The organism is Pseudomonas sp. NPDC087614 (genome assembly GCF_044743485.1).
Lineage (GTDB): Bacteria > Pseudomonadota > Gammaproteobacteria > Pseudomonadales > Pseudomonadaceae > Aquipseudomonas > Aquipseudomonas baetica_A.
The window spans coordinates 1-21,818 of sequence record NZ_JBIUWN010000066.1; the positions used below are offsets into that span (position 1 = coordinate 1).

The 21,818-nt window shown below is 57.1% G+C and carries 8 protein-coding genes; 5 read left to right on the top strand and 3 right to left on the bottom strand.

From position 1 onward, the window contains the following. The coding region (gene nuoN, locus ACIOWA_RS21305) for an NADH-quinone oxidoreductase subunit NuoN (RefSeq protein WP_401161774.1) at window positions 1-1,397 on the top strand (1,397 nt) is incomplete at its 5' end. Between the two features lie 70 nt (window positions 1,398-1,467). Here nuoN and ACIOWA_RS21310 read toward each other — a convergent pair. Beyond that, window positions 1,468-1,932 (bottom strand): GNAT family N-acetyltransferase, encoded by a 465-nt coding sequence (locus tag ACIOWA_RS21310; RefSeq protein ID WP_401161776.1) that lies wholly within the window; start codon window positions 1,930-1,932, stop codon window positions 1,468-1,470. Between the two features lie 254 nt (window positions 1,933-2,186). Further along, a complete protein-coding gene (locus ACIOWA_RS21315) occupies window positions 2,187-7,439 on the bottom strand; it encodes a hypothetical protein (RefSeq protein WP_401161778.1) in 5,253 nt (1,750 codons plus the stop codon). Between the two features lie 396 nt (window positions 7,440-7,835). Between ACIOWA_RS21315 and ACIOWA_RS21320 the strand changes: the two genes are divergently transcribed. Genes ACIOWA_RS21320 through ACIOWA_RS21335 form a run of 4 tightly spaced genes read left to right on the top strand, consistent with a single transcriptional unit; the run spans window position 7,836 to window position 21,153 of the window. Beyond that, window positions 7,836-11,426, top strand: a complete 3,591-nt coding sequence (locus tag ACIOWA_RS21320; RefSeq protein WP_401161780.1) for a Tc toxin subunit A — start codon at window positions 7,836-7,838, stop codon at window positions 11,424-11,426. A 57-nt stretch (window positions 11,427-11,483) separates the two neighbouring features. Continuing rightward, the gene (locus ACIOWA_RS21325) at window positions 11,484-16,280 is read left to right on the top strand and encodes a neuraminidase-like domain-containing protein (protein ID WP_401161795.1); all 4,797 of its coding nucleotides are present in this window, start codon (window positions 11,484-11,486) and stop codon (window positions 16,278-16,280) included. Then, on the top strand, window positions 16,277-20,902 hold the full coding sequence (locus ACIOWA_RS21330) for a SpvB/TcaC N-terminal domain-containing protein (protein WP_401161782.1): 4,626 nt from the start codon (window positions 16,277-16,279) through the stop codon (window positions 20,900-20,902). The genes ACIOWA_RS21325 and ACIOWA_RS21330 overlap by 4 nt, the downstream gene beginning before the upstream one ends. Continuing rightward, window positions 20,899-21,153 carry a hypothetical protein gene (locus ACIOWA_RS21335; RefSeq protein WP_401161784.1) on the top strand — a complete coding sequence of 85 codons (255 nt, stop codon included), beginning with the start codon at window positions 20,899-20,901 and terminating at the stop codon, window positions 21,151-21,153. The genes ACIOWA_RS21330 and ACIOWA_RS21335 overlap by 4 nt, the downstream gene beginning before the upstream one ends. Here the strand turns inward: ACIOWA_RS21335 and ACIOWA_RS21340 are convergent. Then, complete coding sequence (locus ACIOWA_RS21340; protein WP_401161786.1) at window positions 21,150-21,530, bottom strand: DUF6124 family protein; 381 nt, start codon at window positions 21,528-21,530, stop codon at window positions 21,150-21,152. The genes ACIOWA_RS21335 and ACIOWA_RS21340 overlap by 4 nt on opposite strands. Window positions 21,531-21,818: the final 288 nt, after the last annotated feature.

The following is a 21,818-nucleotide window of genomic DNA, read 5'->3' on the forward strand; positions in this document are numbered from 1 at the left end:
TGGTGATGCTGGCAATCGCCTGGCGCCGCAACCACTCGCAGACCTTCCTGATCTCGGTGGCCGGTCTGAACCTGGCCCTGCTGTCGATCCTGCCAGCCCTGAAAGTCGCGCCTCTGGCCGTGACCCCATTGCTGCAAATCGACACCTTCGCTTGCCTGTACATGGCGCTGATCCTGGTCGCCACCCTCGCTTGCGTCACCCTCGCCCACGCCTACCTGGGCGATGGCGGTTCGGGTTACCCGGGCAACCGTGAAGAACTGTACCTGCTGATCCTGATGGCCGCCGCCGGTGGTCTGGTTCTGGTCAGCGCGCAGCACCTGGCCGGTTTGTTCATCGGTCTGGAGCTGCTGTCGGTACCGGTTTACGGTCTGGTGGCTTACGCCTTCTTCAACAAGCGTTCGCTGGAAGCCGGTATCAAGTACATGGTGCTGTCGGCCGCCGGTTCCGCGTTCCTGTTGTTTGGTATGGCGCTGCTGTACGCAGACTCGGGTTCGCTGAGCTTCGTCGGTATCGGTCAAGCGCTGGGCGCGACCGGCCTGCCAAGCTCGCTGGCGCAACTGGGCCTGGGCATGATGCTGATCGGTCTGGCGTTCAAGCTGTCGCTGGTACCGTTCCACCTGTGGACGCCGGACGTGTATGAAGGTGCTCCAGCACCGGTGGCTGCGTTCCTTGCGACCGCTTCAAAAGTGGCCGTGTTTGCGGTGATGGTGCGTCTGTTCCAGATCTCCCCTGCCGCGAGCAGTGGTGTACTGAGCGACGTGCTGACCGTCATCGCGATTGCCTCGATCCTGTTCGGTAACCTGCTGGCCTTGACCCAGAGCAACCTCAAGCGTCTGCTCGGTTACTCGTCCATCGCGCACTTCGGCTACCTGCTGATTGCACTGGTGGCGAGCAAGGGTCTGGCAGTGGAAGCCATCGGCGTCTACCTGGTCACCTACGTGATCACCAGCCTCGGCGCGTTCGGCGTGATCACTCTGATGTCCTCGCCGTACAACGGCCGCGACGCCGATGCACTGTATGAGTACCGCGGTCTGTTCTGGCGCCGTCCGTACCTGACCGCCGTACTGACCGTGATGATGCTGTCCCTGGCCGGTATCCCGCTGACCGCAGGCTTCATCGGCAAGTTCTACATCATCGCCACCGGTGTCGAATCGCACCAATGGTGGCTGGTAGGTTCGCTGGTACTGGGCAGCGCCATCGGCGTGTTCTACTACCTGCGCGTGATGGTCACCCTGTACCTGATCGAGCCGAACCTGCGCCGCCACGATGCGCAATTGCACTGGGAACAGAAGGCAGGCGGCGTGATGCTGCTGGCCATCGCCCTGGTTGCGTTCTTCCTCGGCGTTTACCCGCAACCATTGCTGACACTGGTGCAGCAGGCGGGTCTGGCTGGCTGATTGTTCGGCTGGCTAGACATGAAAACGGCACCTTCGGGTGCCGTTTTTTGTGGGGTTCACCAGCAAAAGATCACAACGTTTTCAACATCGGCACGCACGCCAGTTGCAGACCAGACGGCGATTGATACACCGCACTCTCCTCCCCGATATAACCGCAGCTTCGATAGAAATCGGCAGCATTCAACGTGGCATCCAGACGCACTTCTGTCAGTCCCTGCCCCCGCGCCAGATTCTCGAGAAAGTACAGGACGCGCGTGCCCAAACCGCGCTGCATGAAGTCCGGATGAATGAAGATCGCGCCTATTTCACGGTGCTCCAGATCGAGCATCCCGGTTGCCACGGGCTCGCCCTCGACACATCCCAAATAAAAATGCTTTTGCATGAGTGTGTCGTAACCGTCTTCAGCCGAGCCTTTTGTCCAGTCGAGCATTTGCTCCTCGCTGTAAACACCGATGCATTGATGCCGAATCGCTTGTCGGCGAAGGTCGAACGCTATCCGGGCATCGCCCGGTGTGGCTCTTCTGATCTCGAACATTTCTCTCTCCATGAGCTATGTGCGGACGGGAATGAACAAGCCCCGTCCATGTCTGGCGGGGCTTACGGGTACATGTCAAATGACAAACACGTATGACCTTATGGCCCGCCGGAGGCGGTCATAAAGGAGCACATTATGGCCATTCGGTGTTGGGCAGCCATGTGGCGAGAGGCGAATCTTTTGGCGTCCTTCGCGGCGCCTTTTTTATTTGATAAAAAACACCCTTTCCCTGACGAGAAAGGGTGTAAAGGACATTAACGATTGGCAGGCCCTTGTGGTGTACTTCCATCGTAACGGTTAAGAATAGTCAAATTTGCACTTTGCTCGAGATCATATTTGATAAGTAACCAACCATCTTCCCTCGTATATTGTTTTTCAGGTTGCTTGCCGGAAATCTCGACACTCACCTCAACCCCCGATGCATCATGCTTCGTGAATGAGGATCTCAGTCGAACGCCATACCACCAGTAATTGGGTTGCCCTTGCACCTCGACCGGGCCGTATTTTTCCAATATGTAGACCTTGTTATGCCCCAGAGACATCGGCATCTCCAGCGACGTGAAGTCCCACTCCTGTACCTTCAACCGAGCTGCAAAACTGCCGTTTTTACTGCTGTCTACGCAATTCAACGACCAGTGCACTCCATCGTCCCCCACTGTTTGAGGGGTGGCCGGACTCACCGTCACGCCAAGGTCTGCTGCTTCCTGAGTCAACTCCAGTGTCACGTTCTGGCCAAGCAACGGACTGTGGAGCTTGGGCCGCACGGTAATCGTATGCGTCACACCCAGGCAGGGATACGCCGGCTCGCCGCCGAAAACCTGAGCAACCGTATCGAGGTCAACATCGATGAGTTCAGCAAAGTCTCCAGCCTCGATACGTCCCGGTATTTGCCAGTCAGGCAGTACCGGGGTGGTCAGGTTCAAGCCGAAGATGCCGCCATTCCCGTTGTCGGTAAAAATATACCAATGCGCTGATTGCCCTTCCTTTATCTCCTGAGGCATTTCCAGGTCCGGGAAAAAGGTCAGGCCACGCTCCGCAGCGCCCCACAGGTCTTGCAAGGTGACACGGGAGCCGATCAAAACACTGCCTTTGTTGACCTTGATTTCAAGCTTATAGGCGACGTCTCTTCCCTTTAACAACACGAGATCGCTCTTGGTCAGGTCCACCTGTTGACCGTCCAGATAAAGCTCGGCCTCCTGCGCCCATTCGTCCTGCTGAACAGCGTTCACCTCGTAGGTCTCGGTCATGACCACACCCTCGTTGGCCTGGGTGATATCCGCCAGGATCTCACGCTTGCCGATCGTGTCCGGGGTATAGGCATATTGCGTCCAGCCCTTGAGGTCGGTTGTGGTTTCCGTCAAGGGTTCCAACTCGTCTTTGAGGCGCCACTGCACTTTCACGCCTTCGATTGCCTGCCCGTTGTCTGCAGAGATCACCTGTACACGCAACACTACGCTCTGCCCTGTGCCAACGACCGGCGTGCCAAGTACCGGAATGGCGTCACCGATTCCGTACAGTGACTCGACCACCTGGAAACCGTGAGGTTGAGTCCACTCGGAACAGTCTCCGTCGACTATCTGCTGCGCCTGAATCTCGTAAGTATCAACTTCCCACTCCTCCTCGGCGTTCCAGCGCCAGGTGAGAGAGCCGTCGATAAAGGCAAACGGGGGCTCGGGGTCTGCGACATGGCGCAGCACGATCTGCCCTCCGGTTTCACCGCTGCCCTGGATCCTGGGGCGGCGTAATGCATTGCCATTCGCTCCCGGCACTCGAATAACCGGTGTTGCTGGCGGTGCGTATACGGTAAACGCGTGAGGGGTACTCCAATCGGAATTCAGGCCATTGCTGATCTGTTTGCCTTGAAGTTCGTTGGTGCCAGGCACCAAAGGATTCACCACCATGAACTCCAGAATGCCATCAGCGTTTGCGGTGTCCTCGCACAACGTCTCACCACCGACAAGGCGGACGGTGAGCCGTGCATCGGGCAGACCGACGACCTGAATGGTGGGGTATCTCGAGGTTCCGCTGCCCGCCTGCGGTTGTTGGAACCTGGGGGGATCGGGCCTGTCCGCCGCGTCAACGGTAAAGGTACAGGTGTCACTGGCATTGGAGTCCACGCTGTTTACGGTCTGCACGACCTTGACCGTATTTTCGCCAGCCCCCCATTCCGCTGACGGGGTGAAGGTACGTTCCGCCCCACTGCTGGTGAAGTCGCCAGCCACCGGTTCATCGTTGTCGGTGAGCATTTTCAGGGTGACCGCTCCGGATGCCACCTCGGTAATGTTCAGCGGCTGTTTCAGTGCAACCGGGGCGGGCGGTGCCGCGATAGCCGGTTTTGGAGGCTTGATGTAGAACTCAAGCCTATCGGTGGCTTCGGACGTTTCCCCGTTTACGCTCTGTTGCGCTTTGATCAGTTGTTGCCCGGGCTGCCAAGGGAATTCGAAAAACCATAGGGTTGCGTCGTAGGTCACGGTGCCCGGTACAGGTTCGCCACTGTCGAATTGCACGAAGACTGTCGCCCCAGCCACGCAAGTTCCTTCCACCCTGACATTGGCCAAATGACTGGTTTTCGGTAAAGGGTGGGTGATCTCTGGCTTGGGTAATTTCGCTGCCACCACAACAGTAACCAGATCGCTAGGATCGGAGGGAACATCATCCACGGCTTGTACCACTTTCACCTTGGTGGTTCCTGACCAGTCCATGGTGGGTGTGAAGGTGCGCAAGCCGTCACTACCGGCAAAATAACCCGGCACCGTTTCCCCGTCCTCGGTCAGCATCTGCAGGGTGACGTCACCGCCCGCTACGCCGGTAATGGTCAGTGGCTGTTTCGAAGTGACCGGGTTCAATGGCTGTCGGATGACCGGTTTGTAGGGGCGCTTCACAACGCAAACCACATCGCTTGACTCGGAACTCACGCCACTGACGCTCTGTATGACCTTGACCGAAGTCTTGCCCGATGCCCACGAAAACTTTCGCGTGAAGGTGGCAGTATTATTACCGCTTGATCTGAATTCGCCATCCACACTGGTGCCTGCTTCCGTGAGCATTCGCAGGGTGACAATACCCCTTGCAACATTCTTGATGGTCAGCACCTGATAAGGTTCTGCCGGGATGGGGGGTTGTTCGATTTCCGGTTTTTGGGGGGGCGCGTACACAGTAACCAACACGCTTGGCGACGACGCTGCACCGTCGATGGTCTGCACGACCTTGATTTTTTGCGTGCCGGCCCAGTCCGCAGTCGGTGTGAAAGTACGAGATGCGTCGACTCCCGTAAAATCACCTTCAACCGCCGCGCCGTCCTCGGTAAACATTTGCAAGGCAACGGCACCGGGGACGACGCCGGTAATGTTCAGACGCTGTCTCGGCACGGCCGGTTTCGGTGGCTGGTCGATTTCCGGCTGGGAGGGTCGCACCAGAAAGGTAACCACATTGCTTGGATCGGATGACACGTCGTCCACGGACTGCACGGCCATGACCGCATTGTTGCCCGCAGGCCAAGGCGGCGACGGTGTGAACCTGCAAAGGGTTCCAGTGCTGAATTCGCCAGTCACCGTTGCGCCTGCTTCGGTCAACATCTGCAAAGTGCCGGGGGCGGATGAACCGTCCAGAAGGATCAGTGCGTATATCGAGCTCACGTAGCTTGGTGGCTGAGCAATCGACAGTTTGAAGGGTTGCACTGCAACGGTAACCAGATTGCTTGTATTGGCGACGTTGCCCACGGTCTGCACAACCTTGACCGTGGTCTTTCCCGCCTTCCACGCCGCCGTCGGGGTGAAGTAGCGAACGGGGACGCTGTCCGTGAAGGAGCCTGCAACCGGTCCGCCTGCCTGCGTGTACATTCTCAAGTCGTTATGACCGGATGAGGAGAAACTGATGGCCAGCACCTCTTTTACTGCTGCCGGGTCAGGTGGCGGAGCAATAAACAGTTTCACCACAATGGGCACCAGCTCGCTTGGATTGGAGGGGATACCGCATACGGTCTGTACGATCTTGACTTGGGTGGACACAGACCAGTCTTGCGCCGGTGTGAAGACACGGGTCGTCCCGCTGCCCGTAAATTCGCCTGCCACTTTTGCGTCAACTTCGTTGAACATTTCCAGCAAAGTAGCATCGAGTGAAACGGATTTGATGCTCAGCGTCTGCGTGGGTGTGGTCGGAACGGGGGGCCGCTCGATGATCGCGCTGGAGGGTCGAACAATGACGGCTACCAGACTGCTTGAATCAGATGCCACATCGCCAACGGTCTGCACGGCCTTGACCTTCGTGGAGCCCACCGCCCACGCTCCCGACGGTGTGAAAGTGTGAGTGGAGCTATTGAAGCTGCCAGCAACGGGTTCGTCTTTTTCCGTGAATATTTGTACAGTGGCCTTCTCCGGCCAGACACCATTGATCTTCAGCACCTGTTTTACTGAGCTGTAGTGGGGTGGAGATTCGATCTGCAGCGTAGGTGGTTTTACGCTGACGACCTTGATATCTGACCAGGCAGAGCTCTGTCCGCTGACCGGTCCTACCTGTTTTGCAGTGATCAAATGCTTACCAGGGGGCCACGCTTCACCGCTACTAACCGACCAATTGCCATCCTGCCAAACAGTCGTGGTTAACTGAACACCCTTGTTCTTGTCCTCAAGCCAGATCTCAAGCGTGGCGTTCTTGAGGCCACCCTCGCCGCTAACGCTGACTTTACGGTGTGGGTAAACAATTACGCCGACAATTTGCGGCGCAAACAGGGCGGCAAAATTGGTATAGACCGCCCAGCGAGACGGTACACCCTCATAGACCTGCAACGCCGTCATCGAATAGCTCTCGGTCATCGACAGAGGCTTTGTCAGGGTAGCCGTCCAGTTGCCATCTTCATCCACCGGCGCAGTTCCGATCACCAAATCACGTTGATCATACTCATACAGTTTGACCAAGGCGTCTGGATAACCTTTTCCACTTATTCGCGGTAGCGGCGTATGTACAACCTTAGGATTTGTGATCATGGGGGACCGAAAGTCAACTTCAAACCTCATGGTTACCGAGATGGATTTAGACTTGTCAGAACTAAATTCATGATCATACGTAAACTTGAAATTCACATCTGCCGAATGCTTATTACCTGCTATATAACCGCCCCCACTGACCTCATGCCAATAACCATCCTGAATCGCATTATCGTTTGTTAATTCCCTTTCAGACCAACTCCCTGCCGAGCTAAAACTCAAGTAGACATTACCCTTGCGCCGGCCGTTATCGGTTGCCGCATAACGCTTCGCCTGACAAGAAAACAAAGTGCCTGAAGGATTCCAAAAATACTCCACTAAAAGTTTTGCTTCCCATGGCAGGAATAAATCCGGGTACTTCACATGCAACGTCATTGTTGAAAATGACTTAATATTATTTCCTTCAACGCCCGCCCCCTGAATGCCACCCGCTGAATGCTCAATAAACTCTCCGCTGCCGAAAGCGTGCGAATTTTCCGACATTTCAACTGCGCTGTCTTCTTTTTTAGTATCGTCAGCTTCCATGACGACCTCCCTGGCTATTGCGAACTCAAGTTAGACAAAGGCACAACAGCCAATAATGCAAACAACACAAAACAAAAGTTTGCATACCTGCCAAGCGCAAACTAAAAGACACAATAGTTTATTGCGCAGACCATTCACAACTGTCACTTCTGACAGGTCTTCATAATCAAAGGAAATCACCAGATCAAACAAACTTCATCTTCATTATAAAAAGTCGTCAAAAAAACCAACCAACAAACAAACAGCTCTAAAAACCTATCAGACATTCCAATTGGTTCTATAGAACAACCCTCAACCTGTCAGGTCTGACAGGTTACGCCCCTTTCGTTTATCGTTAGTTTGCTCCTACCGGGCATTGCTTCAATGCCGCTCTTGGCTGGTAGGAGAATCACAATCATGGCTGACAACAATTCGTTGCTGCAGAGGCTGGTCAAACCCGACGTCTCGACACATAAGGGACGCACCGACTTCGCAACAGCCATGCAGAAAATGGGTTTCACCTCAGTCTTCGATATCGTACGTCAGCCCAAAGCCGCGTTCGTTGGCCAGGTCGCCAAATTCACCGATGCCAACGCTGAACTCGCCTACGACAATGCCATGGGCTATGCAGCGCTGATTTCGCGTTTGTACCGGGAGTACCAGACGTCCTCCGGTAAATTCCAGCAACTTTCTCAACGTAGCGGCGTTCGCGCACTGGTTCCGCTGGGGCCTACTTTTCAATCTCTGTTCAATGAAAGCTGGGACGACTTCTGCAAGGTCGGGGCGCTTGCTGCCATTGATATGGTGATTGCCTACCTGATCAACTTAAGGGTGTTTCTCCTGCAACTGGAAGCGACTAACGAAGACCCCAAGCGCCTATTGATGGACAGTCGCCGTCCCGACCTGAAGGGGCTCTTGATCACCCACGAAAGCACTTATACCCCAAGGCCAATGCTGGAACTGGTCACCCAGTTATTGGAAGATCGTTTGGGTGCTTTTCTGGAATCCAATCCGACTGATAAAGGCAAGTCCGCCCATGAGGCAGTGGCTGACCGGCGCTATCCCTTCGAACTGCCCTACAACTTCTATCACCATCAATGTCAATTGGGGCTGGCCGATAAAAAGCCTCGTCTGGGGGAATTGAACTATCGGGCCAGCCTGTTACTGCCGATCAAACAGCAATCAAGCAACGACTATGGCCAAGTGCAGAAACCGGTACTGCAAGCGCAACGTTTGTTATGCGGATTGAGCACGGAGCAACAGAACGTGCTGATCGAGCCCTCAGTGTTCAGTCATTTTTATCTGACCCGAGATGACCTGATCAAAGGCTGGGGAAGCCCAGGCACCACCCATCTGCGCCCGCATATCCCTCACAAGAGCTGCTATTTGTTGCTGACGGATCAGGAGGATGTCGCGGCCGTCAATCCGCAGGCACTAACGCCCACAGAAGTTGCAGGCAGCAAGACCGTCCTATCGCTGACCTTTCGCAAAGGCACCCAGACACAGGCTGCCAACGTCGATCTGAGTTCCAACGTTCCAGTTCTTTCAACGGGCTGGTTGATCAATCGCCTGCACGCTGCGTCAACGAACACCGTCATTTCCTACCTGAAGGGCGCCGCGTCCCTCCCCACGCCCACCGCACAGGGATACACCGCCAGTTTCGATCTGGTCACTGCCACCGCCGCCGGCGCCGAGACCGTCAAGCTGGCCCGACAGCGCTTCACCCTCACGCTCGATGAGCACTACACCCTGACACCCGCGCAAATGGATTTTTTCAGAAAGTCCTACGGTGTCGAGGTCTCGGAAAGTTCGCCACCGTGGCAATTGACGCACCTGACAGACTTCATGGCGCACACCGGCCTGAATGCCGAACACGTCGAAATGCTCCTGTGCCGACGGACCCACGCGGTGCGTTTGTCGCCCAACTGCCCCAGCCAGAACCCGCAACACGGGGGGGTGACGCTCCCGCAGACTGCCGCAAAAGTGCTGCCCTTCCCCCACCCGAACCAGTATGGCGCCTGCTACGTCAATGGCACCGGTGCAGACCTGTATGACAGCGGACGGGAACCTGACGCCGAATCGATCATCCGTGATCGGTTCGACAATGCGATGGGGCTGGAACAAATCACTGTGGGCGATAGCAAGCAATGGCGCCTGAGCAAAACCTCGCTCAACCGTCTCGACCGCCTGCAACGCATGATTCGCTTGCAACGCTGGTTGCAGATCCCCTTTGCCAAGCTGGACACGCTGATCATGTCTGCGATCCGTGCCGAGGGCGAAGACAACCTGGCGATGGAACTTAACGAAAACACGCTGCGTGCATTGGGCGTCTATCGCTACCTCAATCGGCGTCACGGCATCGAGCCTGAGGAGTTCGCCGCACTGATGCACGACCTCACGCCTTATGCCAGCGGCAAGGATGAAGTGCCGTTGTTCGATCAAGTGTTCAATCGCGTGCAACTGTTCGACACCCCACTGATCCTCGACCAACAGCCCATCAACCTGGAGGTCGTCGACACCGCCACGCAGAAAACCGTATTGCAATTGTGTGCCGGCCTCGGTGTGCAACCGACTGAAGATTCGTTTCTGTTGATTGCCTTACAAACCCAGAAGTACCTGACCACACTCAAGCGCGATTTGCCCACCGTCTCCTCGTTCTACCGCCAGGCCCGGATTGCCCGTCTGTTTGGATGTTCGGTCGCCGAGTTGCTGACGCTGGCAGGACTGCTCGGAGGTTCTGCTTATAAAACCGTGTTGGCGAGCGGCCACTTGAACGCGCAGAAGACCAGGGAACAAGCGGACATTCTCGATGTGCTGATGCAGTTGGACTGGGCCGTAGACTGGCTCAAGGACAGCCAACAAACCGTCACACAATTGCAACAGCGCCTGGGCCCACATGCCTCGGTGCGGGTCGAAGAACTGGACGGTGATCAGCAAGCCCAAGTGGCCGAGCCGCCGCCCCTGCCCGACGATCTGCTTGAGCGCCTGAGCAAGTTGCGGGACGACACGCGCCGCAGCATGGTGACCAAAGCGCAAGTGGCCGCATTAGGCCTTCCACTGCGTAAGGATGGAAAAAGCCGACCGCAGGACATCCAATGGTTCGGGCTACTGGTCAGCCATAAACTCATCACGGCAGACGGCCTGTTAATGGGCCTTGATCGTGCACTGACGCTGGTGGACGATCCGATCACCTGGCTACAGACAGGTGTCGCGCAAGTACTTAAAGACCTCGACCTTGAACAAGCTGTCAAAGACATGTGCGCCGAAAAACTCATCGAACTGCTGCTCGGTGCACATGACCGCCAGGTCCAGTTGCTCGAAGGATTGTTCCAGGAAACTGCCAAGCTGGCGCCGGACCGCTGCCAGGCGGTCATTCACTGGGCGCATTCGTCGGTCTACAGCATTCTGGTGCAAGCGCTCAAGGAAACGCTGCCCCCCGCATTGATCGAGCATTACCAGCGCGTCTCACGCCACGCCGAAATTGTTGTGCAACTGAGATTGAGCAACAGCGCCTTGCGCTTGTTCGTGGTCAATCCAACATGGCTGGGGGGCTCGGCATACGAGGGCAGCAACAGCGAGCCGTGGCTGTCCGACCTCTATCTGCTCGAACGCTTCAGTCAATGGTTCCACAGCCAGAGCCAATCGGAGGACAGCGTGCTGAGCTACTTCAGCGGCGCCAATCCAGCCAAGGCGCAATTGAAAAACAAAGCGCTGCGCACGCTCGCGAGCGAAACGGCCAACGCAGCACTGGCTCGTTTGCTGGAGTGGTCAGAAACGGAAGTGACCACGCTGACCAGCACCCTCCCCGATGAGCGCGCCAGCTCAATGGCCCAGGTCGACTGGGTACGTCGTTGCCAGGCCACTTGTCAGGCCAGCGGGCTGTCTGCCAAAGCACTGCTGCAAGCCACAGGGTTGACTGAAACAAGCCTGCTGAACGACTGGAAAATCGTTGGAGACGCGGTGATGGCCGCCAGCTCTGCCTCCGACTCAACACTGGCCAATGGTTAAGGAACGATCATGACGAGCGCCTTCGACGCCCCCCTCAATGAAGCATTTCGTGACGCGATGCTCGCCCTGTATCTGCATGAGGCCGTGCCCAACGACCCGTACCTGATCGAGCAGGGGTTGACCCAACAAATCAAGACTGCCAACGACCTCTACGAGTTCTGGTTGCTGGACGTGCTGATCAGCCAGGATGTGCCGACCAGCCCGGTGGCCTGTGCCATTGCCAGTTACCAACAACAGATCAACAGCATGATGCTGAACATGGAGCCGGGGTACAGCGACGACAGTTTCACACCCCAGCAGATGAAGACCTGGCGCGACGGTCTCAATCGCTACCCGATCTGGTCCGCCATCCAGCAGTTGCATTACTTCCCGGACATCTACCTTGACCCCACGCTGCGCCTGACCAAGACCAGCAGTTTCGAGCAACTGGAAAACGACCTCAACCAGGCACAGATTCAGCCCGAAACCGTACAGACTGCCGTTCTGTCTTATCTGGCAAAATTCGAGGAAATCGCCAACCTGAAGATCTGCAACGGTTACATCGATGGCGAAGATTTCGCCAACAGTACCTATTACTTCATCGGCAAATCCCCCGCCGAAAATGCCTACTACTGGCGCTCACTGGACATGAGCCAACGCCCGGTAAAAGAGCCCGCCGCCGCGTCTGGCAGTGTTCCGGACAAATTCGACAAGCCCCTGCCCAATGCCTGGTCGGACTGGCAGAGCGCCAATGTGCCGATTTCGGAAAAGGCCCTTGAACACACGATTCGTCCGTGCTGGTTCAACAACCGCTTGTTCGTGATCTGGGCCGAGCTGGAACTCCAGGATGCGGACGCCATGCAGTCACCTGAAGAAGGGAGAGCCGAGACCAGCGTCAAGGTCAATCCGCGGTTCCGTTTGTATGCCAGCTACAAGAAATACGACGACAGGTGGAGCACGCCCCGGGTCTATATCGAGAGCTATTGCCAGACACCGGCGCTCGTCGCCAAGCCCCTGGAACAGATCGCAGAGCAAACCCAGACCATAGCGGTGTATGACCACTCCACATCGCCAGAGTCGATGGTGATCATGTTGTATTCGAACTATCAGGACATACCTGACGATATTCCCGGCAATCGCGACAAATACGATTTTCTGCGAACGGTGCGAATCGACAAGAACTTCAATGTGACGTCGCTGTTTCCGTCATATGGCGTGGTGCCCAATGTCAAACCAGGCGCGCCTCCATCCGCCACGGCGTTGCAGGATGGCTCAGGGCATGTGCTGCTGATCGGCCACATCTTCGCCAATAAAAACGCTGGCCGTTTTCAGTACTGGCTTCCCTCCAGCACCCCGGTGTTTGGTGCTATCGAGCACGCAACACCGGAAACAGAAAAGGACACTTGGGACTTCAACGATTGGCAGTCGCGCATCAAGACCTGTGAAGAAGATGTCGAGCTTGTCTACCATCCTGGCGATTCAAGTATCGGATTGACCTTGAGACTGAATGAAGGCTTTCCGGATGTCACCACGATCAGATTCTCTGTTTTTAGTTTATCCAAGGAGGAACTCTTCCACTTGACTCTAGTGTTCAGTCATACAGACAAGCGTGAATGGCTCACGCTGCTCGAAGGTTCAGAGATCAAGTCCTTCGGTGAATTCATGAATAGCCACGATACGGTGTATTGCTTCAGAGGCTGGCCAGACAGCATCAGAAGTCTTATTTCCGATCCTGACAGAAACAACCGAACTGAATTCTCCGTTCCTCCCATAGCGCCGGGCGGCAGCGCATCTCTGGCAGGGAAATTGGCGGGTTCGTACATACTCGACCGATTGCGCGATTCCCCTAATGAAATTTGGCTCTCTGATGTCTGGCGCGTTCCCAGAGGTGAAGAGCAATCTACGATGTCCATTTTTCCGCTCATCCAGAATCATGTCGTCGAGACTTATGGTTACCAGCTTTTCATAGGGCACCCTCTGGACGTAACGGCCACTGAGTTTCCTGCAAAACTTGAAGATATGCGTCCCCTGTATAGCTCCGGGATCGTCGACAAACTGCCCGAATACTCAGGCGGGGGCGCAATCACAGTCCCCGTCGACAAGATTAGCTACCAACCCGTCGGCTGGCCGGTTAAATGGCCCGACAAACCGAATGAGCTGAAAATTCCACTCGTGTACGGCGTCTTGATCCACAACAAGCATCGCTTAGGCCATTCACTCGTTGGCGCAGCCCTCAAAGCGATATCCATCGCTTGGGGAGAGACTCTCGCAGCAGAGCAAAAAATAGCGCCGCTCATCAACAACAACGACAACGCTTCTCTGGGCAATGCTCAATACATCGACTTTACCGAATCAAGCATCAATTTCAGTGACGGATGTGAATCTAAAGAAGGTTATCGAGCGCCCATCCGCATGAACACCACCTTCGCCCGGGAATTGATCCAGCTCGCCGAAAGCGGCATGGATCCGCTGCTGAGTTGGCACACCCAGACACAGCAGACAGAACCGCCCATTCCCGATGGTCTCGGCGCGCAATCGATGGATTTCTCCGGCGCGTACTACCTGTATTTCCTCGAACTGTTCCTGTACTTGCCATGGCTGGTGGCGTATCGCTTGAATGAGGAACAGCAATACGAAGAAGCCAAACACTGGCTGGCGTATCTCTTCAACCCTTCACGGCAAAACGCAGATCCGGGGCATCCCGGCTATTGGCAGGCTGTGCCTCTTGAAACGCCCGTCTGGCCCGGTGCGCCAGACCCCAGCCAGGCCATTGTGTATCCGGACGATCCGCATCAGATTGCACTCAGTTTTCCCGTGCACTTTCGCAAGGCCTTGTACGGACTCTATATCGATATCGAGAGCAATCAGGCTGATCAGGTGTACCGAGAACTGACACCGGACGGTTTGGCAGAAGCCAAGTTGCGCTATGTCCATATCCTCGATTTGCTCGGGCCGCGCCCGGATGTGCGGCAAGTAGACGATTGGTCACCGATTACGCTGGATGAGTTGAGTGCTGCGAAAAATGACGACCTGCGTGCCTTCGAACAACAACTGATCGCCACCCAACGACAACTTCAGGAGCAGCCGCCGCTGCGCATCGGCAAGGCCCCGCAATCGCAGGACGCGCCATTGCTGTGTCTGCGGCCTTACCGCGAGGATTCATCGTTGTCCACCGTGGACAATCCGTATTTGCGCCGTCCGTTCAACCCTGAACTGATCAAGCGCTGGGACAGGGCCGAAGGCCGCTTGTACAACCTGCGCCATAACCTCGACATGGCGGGTAATCCCTTGAACCTGCCGTTGTTCGCCGCGCCACTGGACCCGCGCGCCCTGCTCGCTGCCTGGGGCCAGGGCCTGTCCGGGGCGGCGCTGAGTCGGCTGTTGAACCCACAGATTCCCCATTACCGCTTCAGCTTCATGTTCGCTCTGGCGCAGAACGCGGTGGACAGTGTGATCCAGTTCGGCTCGACGCTGTTGTCACTGATCGAGCGCAAGGAGCAGGCGCAGTATCTTGAGTTGCAACAGCAGCAGGCGTGGAATCTGGCGAAGGTGGCGGTGGATATTCAAACTCAAGCCATGAAGATTGATGAGAAAAACCGTGCAGCGTTGATGGCAAGTCAGACCACCATTCTGAGGAGGGTCAATTATTACGATGAGCTACTGGACGCTGGGTTGAGCGCTGATGAGAAGATCATCAGCGAGAGTTTCAATCGTGCTGCTCTTTTTGACGAGACGAGTCATATCATCGCCGGATTGGGTCACCTGGCAAGGACTCTCCCTGCAATTTTTGGATTTGCAACTGGTGGGTCGGACTGGGCTGGACCTTTTCTTGCTACTTCGTCAGGCCTGTCGGCTGCATCCACAGTAAGGCGTAATTGGGCAAGCCTCGCTGAAATGACGTCACGATTTGATCGCCGCGCCCAGGAATGGACCCAAGCACGCGACCAGGCAAAACTCGAAGCCGAACAGATCGAAGCACAACTCGCCGTCTACGAAGAACAGCACAAGGCCACCCAACTGCAACTGCGCCAGGCACAAACCGCGCTGAACCACGCCAAAGCGACCCACGACTTCCTGCTCAGCAGCAACCGCTTCAGCCGCTCACAGACCTACGACTGGCTCAACAGCAAGTTCGCCGGGTTCTACAACGGCGCTTATACCACCGCGCAATCGTTGTGCCAGGCGGCCGAGGCCTGCTGGCAGTACGAAATGGGCGACTTCACGCAGACCTTCATCCGGCCCGGTGGGTGGAACTCCACCTACCGCGGCCTCGGTGCCGGCGAAGAGCTGAAAATGAGCCTGCAGCGCATGCACGGCGATTACCTGAAAAACAATAAACGCGAACTGGAGATCCGCAAAACCGTCTCGCTCAAAGAACTCAAGACCAAGTACCCAGACGTCGCTGGCAACAAGACCTGGGAAGAGATCAAGCAGTCTCTGACGGACAATGGCACCTGTGAATTCGAACTGACACAAAAAATGTTCGACGACGATTACGCCGGGCAAAACCACTACCTGCGCCGGATCAAGACGATCAGCGTGACCCTGCCGATCAGCATTGGGCCTTATAAAGATATCTGCGCCGTGCTGACTCAGACCTACAGCAAAGTCGAAATGGCCGCCACCCTCGGCAACGCCAAGGAAAACCTGCGTGCGAGCCAACAGATCGCCCTCTCCCACGGCACCGACGACAACGGCCTGTTCCAGCTCAACTTCCAGGACGAACGCTACCTGCCATTTGAATGCACCGGGGCCATTTCGCGCTGGGTTCTGACCTTACCCAACCACGAAGCCCAAAAGGCCATGATCCTCTCCCTCCAGGACATCATCCTGCACCTGTGTTACACGGCCAGACGCGAGGGCGGTTCGCTATGAACGGACAACAGCCAGCGCAACAGTCGACGATGCAAATCAACACCCCTGCTCTACCGAAAATGGGCGGCGCCATTCAAAGCGTTGGCAAGGGCTGGGGAAGCGTTGGCACCTCCGGCACGGCGTCCCTGGAACTGGCCCTGCCGATCTCTCCCGGCCGCGGCTTTGCCCCAGCGCTAGGGTTGGGTTACAGCAGCAATGTCGGCAACAGCCCGTTCGGAATCGGCTGGAAAATGACGATCAATGCCATCAGCCTGCGCACCACTCAAGGTACGCCAACGTACGATGGCACCGACCAGGTGGTGGGGCCTGGCGGCGATGTGTGGATGCCCGAGCGTGACGAAAGTGACGGTAAACCGATTTCCCGTACCGTCACCGAATACAACCACCGGCCACTGGCCGGCGAGTACAACGTGGTGCGTCACTGGCCGCGGGTAGAGGGTGAGTTTGCCCTGATCGAACATTGGGCCTCTGCTGCAGACACTGCGGGTTTCTGGCTGATACACGGCGCAGATGGCAGTCTGCATATGTATGGCAAAACCGAAAGCTCGCGTCGCAGCGACCCAAACAACCCGCAGCATGTCGGCGTGTGGATGATCGACGAAAGCCTCAACACCCGAGGCGAGCACATCGTCTACGAGTACAAAGTCGAAACCGACCCGCCCCAAGCCCCGCAGTGGCGTGACTACCGCGCTCAGCGTTATCTCAAGCGCGTGTGTTACGGCAATGCCGAGGCCAACCCGCACCTGTACGCCTGGGAAACCGACAGCTGGAAAAAGCAGCACTGGCACTTTCAACTGGTGTTCGATTACGGCGAGCGCAGCAGCGATCTCGAACAGGTACCGACCTTCGCTGAACAAAAAACCTGGTCCGGTCGCGGCGACCCGTTCTGGAACTACAGCTACGGTTTCGCACTGGGCACCCAACGCCTGTGTCGGCAAGTGTTGATGTTTCATCATTTCACCAAGGAACTGGGGGATTCGCCCGCACTGGTTCAGCGCCTGCTGCTGGAACACCGGGTCAGTCCGTTGGGTTACAACCAACTGACTGCGGCTCATATTCAGGCTTACGACAGCCTGGGCCAGACAGAAAGCCGACCGCCGATGGAGTTCAGCTACAACCCGTTCGAACTCGACTCGACGCATCGCAACTGGACACCGTTTGCGCAAATGCCCGGGCTCAACGACGGCCAGCACTATCAACTGGTGGACCTGTACGGCGAAGGTATTCCTGGGGTGCTGTGTCGCTACGACCAGGCCTGGTATTACCGCGAACCGTTACGCAGCGAGACCGGCGGCGACGACGTGAGCTACAGCGACTGGAAACGTCTGGAGCACATTCCTGTGACAGACAGCAGCAAGCCGATTCACCATTCGCTGACTGACCAGACCGGCGACGGCAAGCTCGATTGGGTAATTGCCATGCCGGGGATGTGTGGTTGTTTCACCCTGGATCCGGACCGCAACTGGTCCTCTTTCGTGCCCTTCGATGCGTTTCCCAACGAGTTTTTCCACCCGAAGGCGCAGATGACCGATCTGGTCGGTGACGGCCTGAGCGACCTTGCGCTGATCGGCACCCGCAGTGTGCGCCTTTACGCCAACCGCCGTGCGGCAGGGTTTGCCAACGGCGTCGACGTGCCTCATTCGGTAAAAACCGCCGAAGGGGATGACGATGAACTGCCAACACCGAGTAATACGCTAACCGAGTTGGTGGCCTTCGCCGATGTACTCGGCAGCGGCCAACAACATCTGGTGCGCATCCGTTATAACGAAGTCAAATGTTGGCCCAACCTGGGCCATGGGCGTTTCGGCAAGGGTTTTGTGCTGTGTGCCTTGCCATTTGTCGACAGCGAATTCAATTGCGCACAGGTGTTGCTGGCCGACCTCGACGGCTCGGGGGCGACCGACCTGATCTACCTGGAGCCCGATGGTCTGCGGGTCTTCATGAACCATGGTGGCAACGGTTACGAGCAGACCTGGGACGTATTGTCCTGGCCCGAGGGCGTGCACTACGATCGGCTCTGCCAGGTCAGCACCGCCGACCTGCAAGGGCTCGGTTGCTCCAGCATCGTCCTGACGGTGCCGCACATGACGCCCCAACACTGGCGCTATGATTTCGTCAAAGCCAAGCCTTACCTGATGAATCGCACCTGCAACAATATGGGTGCCAGTACCGGCGTCACCTATCGCAGCTCAGCCCAGGAATGGCTCGATGAAAAACAGGAGCAACATGCCGCCAAGGTCGAAAACCCGGTCTCCCGCCTGCCGTTCGCCATGCACCTGGTCAGCCGGCAAACGCAATTCGACGACATCACGGGTAATCGACTGAGCCAGGGCTTGCGCTATCGGGGTGGTTATTACGATCGCCTTGAACGCGAGTTCCGCGGTTTTCGTGTACTGCTGCAGACCGATACCGAAGCCTCGGCGGCGGAGCGCGCAACGGTCGGTTTCACCGCGCCAATCCTCAGCAAGACCTGGTTCCACACGGGGGATGCCATCGATCCTGCGAGGGACGGTTATTACGTTGGAGATGAATTGGCTGTTGCCCTGCAACCCACGTTGCTGCAGAACTACCACTTTAACGATCGGGCGACGCAGCCCTTCGCCGCCGATGATGAAGGCATCACCCGTGAAATAGCCCGAGCCCTGAGCGGCAGGGTACTGCGTTCGGAAACCTATGCGGCAGATGACGCCCCCCTCACCGCGGTGCCGTACGCGGTTCAGGAACACCGCCATCTGGTGCGGGTGCTGCGTCCCAAAGGCAAGCATCAGCCCTATGCGGTGCTTCAACCTCTGGCTCTGGAGTCCATCAGTTACCAATATGAGCCAGCCATCGCGGACGACCCGTTGTGCCAGCATCACATCAACCTTGAGTGGGACGAATATGGCGCCTGCGTCCACAGCTTCGACGTCCACTACGCACGACGCAAGCACGTTGGCGATACGCCGCCCTTCAGTGACGAACATCAGAAAAACTGGTGGAAGGATGCCCATGACGAGGCGCAACAGAACTGGTACCTGACGCAAACCAGATCGCAGCCCATCCACTTGCCGAACACCCAGGCGTGGCGCCTGGGCCTGCCCTATCAAAACCGCACGAACGCCCTGGTTCTGGAAAATACCGCACTGAGCCCCGCCAGTATCCACCATGACCGGTTTCTTGAACTGAGCCGGGAAAATGGGGAATGGGCAAAACAGGCGATGCTGACGAGTCTGTCCCGCCAGCACTACATGGACCCCGAGAACGGCCAGCCCCTGGCGCCTGGGGCCACGACCTTCGAAGGGTTGACCGCTCACCTTGAAACAGCCGAACTCGATAAAATCGCCCTGAGCGCCTACGACAGGCTCAAGGATGATCAAGGCAACATGCCCTTCAACCTGAAAGAAAAACTCGAATCACCGCAAGTGGGCTACCACATCATGGATCTGTTCCTGCCCGAGGTAACCCGCCAAGCGGTGCAAGATCCCGAGGACGCCAAAAACTATCTGTGGTCGGTGCATCACGGCTTTCCCACCTACCACACGCTGGATGGCTTTTATAACGTCCAGAAGTACCGGGAAACCCGCAGCCACGGCGAAACCCTGATCACCTACGACACACACTGGTGCCTGACCATCGCCGTGACCTTGCCGGACGGTTGCACCACGCGCAGCCTCGATGTGGATTACCGCACCTTCCTGCCGGCCGCCATCGAGGACGCCAATCGCAATATCCAGGAGGCGCGCTACAGCGCGTTCGGCGAACCGCTGGTAACCAGTTTCCATGGCACGGAACTGGGAGAGCCGGTGGGCTTCGATCCGCTGGAGACCTATGTGCCTGCGCCTGACCGCGACCCTGCCATCGCCATCGCCGATCCGCACAACGCCATCGGCAATTTTGCCAGTGCCGGGTTCTCCGATACGTTCAGCTGGATGGGCCGTCTCTCACGAACCGCGCCCCCCTCCCCGGCATGGTTCGAATGGGCCAGGGCTGAAGGATTTGTATTGCCTGGCGGGCACCTCTGCGACAGGGCCCGGCAACATATTGCCGCCCTGGAAAAACCCGACCCGAACGAGACGATCCTCAAACAACAAATCGACGCGGCACAACGTGAGCCGGTTTACGCCGTTGCCATGCTGGCCGACCGCTTTCCCCACGACGTTGAAAAGATGCAAGTGCGGGTCAGCATCACCTGTATGGACGGCTTTGGCCGGCCCCTGCAAACCAAACAGGAAGTCGAACCAGGCCTGGCCTGGCTGACCCATGAAAACGGTGAACTGATCCTCAAGCCTGACGGCACGCCAGAGCAAGCCCAGGTGCCGAGACGGTGGCGCGTCAGCGAACCGGTGGAGTACAACAACAAAGGCCAGAAAGTGCGGATCTACCGGCCCTATTTCGCCGACCAGCCGCGCTATATCAATGACCGGTCAATGCGCCAACATGCCTATCACGACCAGCAATTCTACGACGCGGCGGGGCGCCCGACCGAAACCGTGCTGGCCAAGAAAATGCTGCAAGGCAACCCGGCGACATTGAAGCCCTTGCGCCGGGAAATCTGGTACTGGATCTGGTGCACGGTGGCCTTCGATGAGAACGACCTGTTTGAACCGCCACCGGAACAACGGCGTGGCAACTGGTGGTCATGAAGATCGGCATTGATTCATCTTCCCCGCGCCTGACAGCCATCGACAGCCGCGGCTTGCCCGTGCGGCAGATTGCTTACTGGCGCCAGGCTGCTGAAACCGAGGCGCGCATCACGCTTCAACAGCATGACGCCGCCGGGTGGCGCGTCAGCCTGATGGGCGAAGCGAATCTGCTCGCGATGGCGTCAGCACAGCCAGCATCTTCGTTGGCGGCCCCAGCGCTTTCGCGAGCAGGCTCACGCCCACAGGGTTAGGCGGCCGGCTCGACCTTATCCAGCGCGCTGTTCACCGCCAGTTCGCCGAGCATGACGATCTGTGCAATCCCCAGCAACGTCTTGCGGTGCGTGCCTTCGAGCAACGCGGCGAAGTCACCGAGCATGACGCTGGCCGAGGACAGGGACTCGCTGGCGTTGGCCAGCAGGGATTCGGTGTCGGCGGTGGGGTTGACCAGGAACATCTGGTTCTGGACATAGGGCGTGGCCATGATGGTGGCCGTGGGTTTGAGGTAGAAGTCGAGGGCGCGGTCGGCGGCTTCGTGGAGTTTGCGGGTGTCTTCGCCCGCGTAGGGGGACGTTGTATGGGCGTGCGCTGGAACGGTTGTTTCCGGGGGATTGGGTGTTGGCTTTTTCATGTTGTTTCTCCTTCTGAACGTTGAAGCTGATCCATTCGGTTCCACGCGAAGGGGTGGCAGCTGTACGCAGGTTGGAACCCGGGGAACGGAGAAACCCGGCAGACTCGAAAGTCTCCCGCGTACAGCCGCCATAACAGACTGCACACCATGAAGGTGGGCAAGCATACGTCATGAAAGACGCTTTGGCGTTGATACGTTCTCCGGGGTTCCAATCCCGATCGCTGATTTGGCAGCGACGTTCACAGCCTAGAGAGCCGACGTCCGACGGACAACCTGAAAACATTGTGG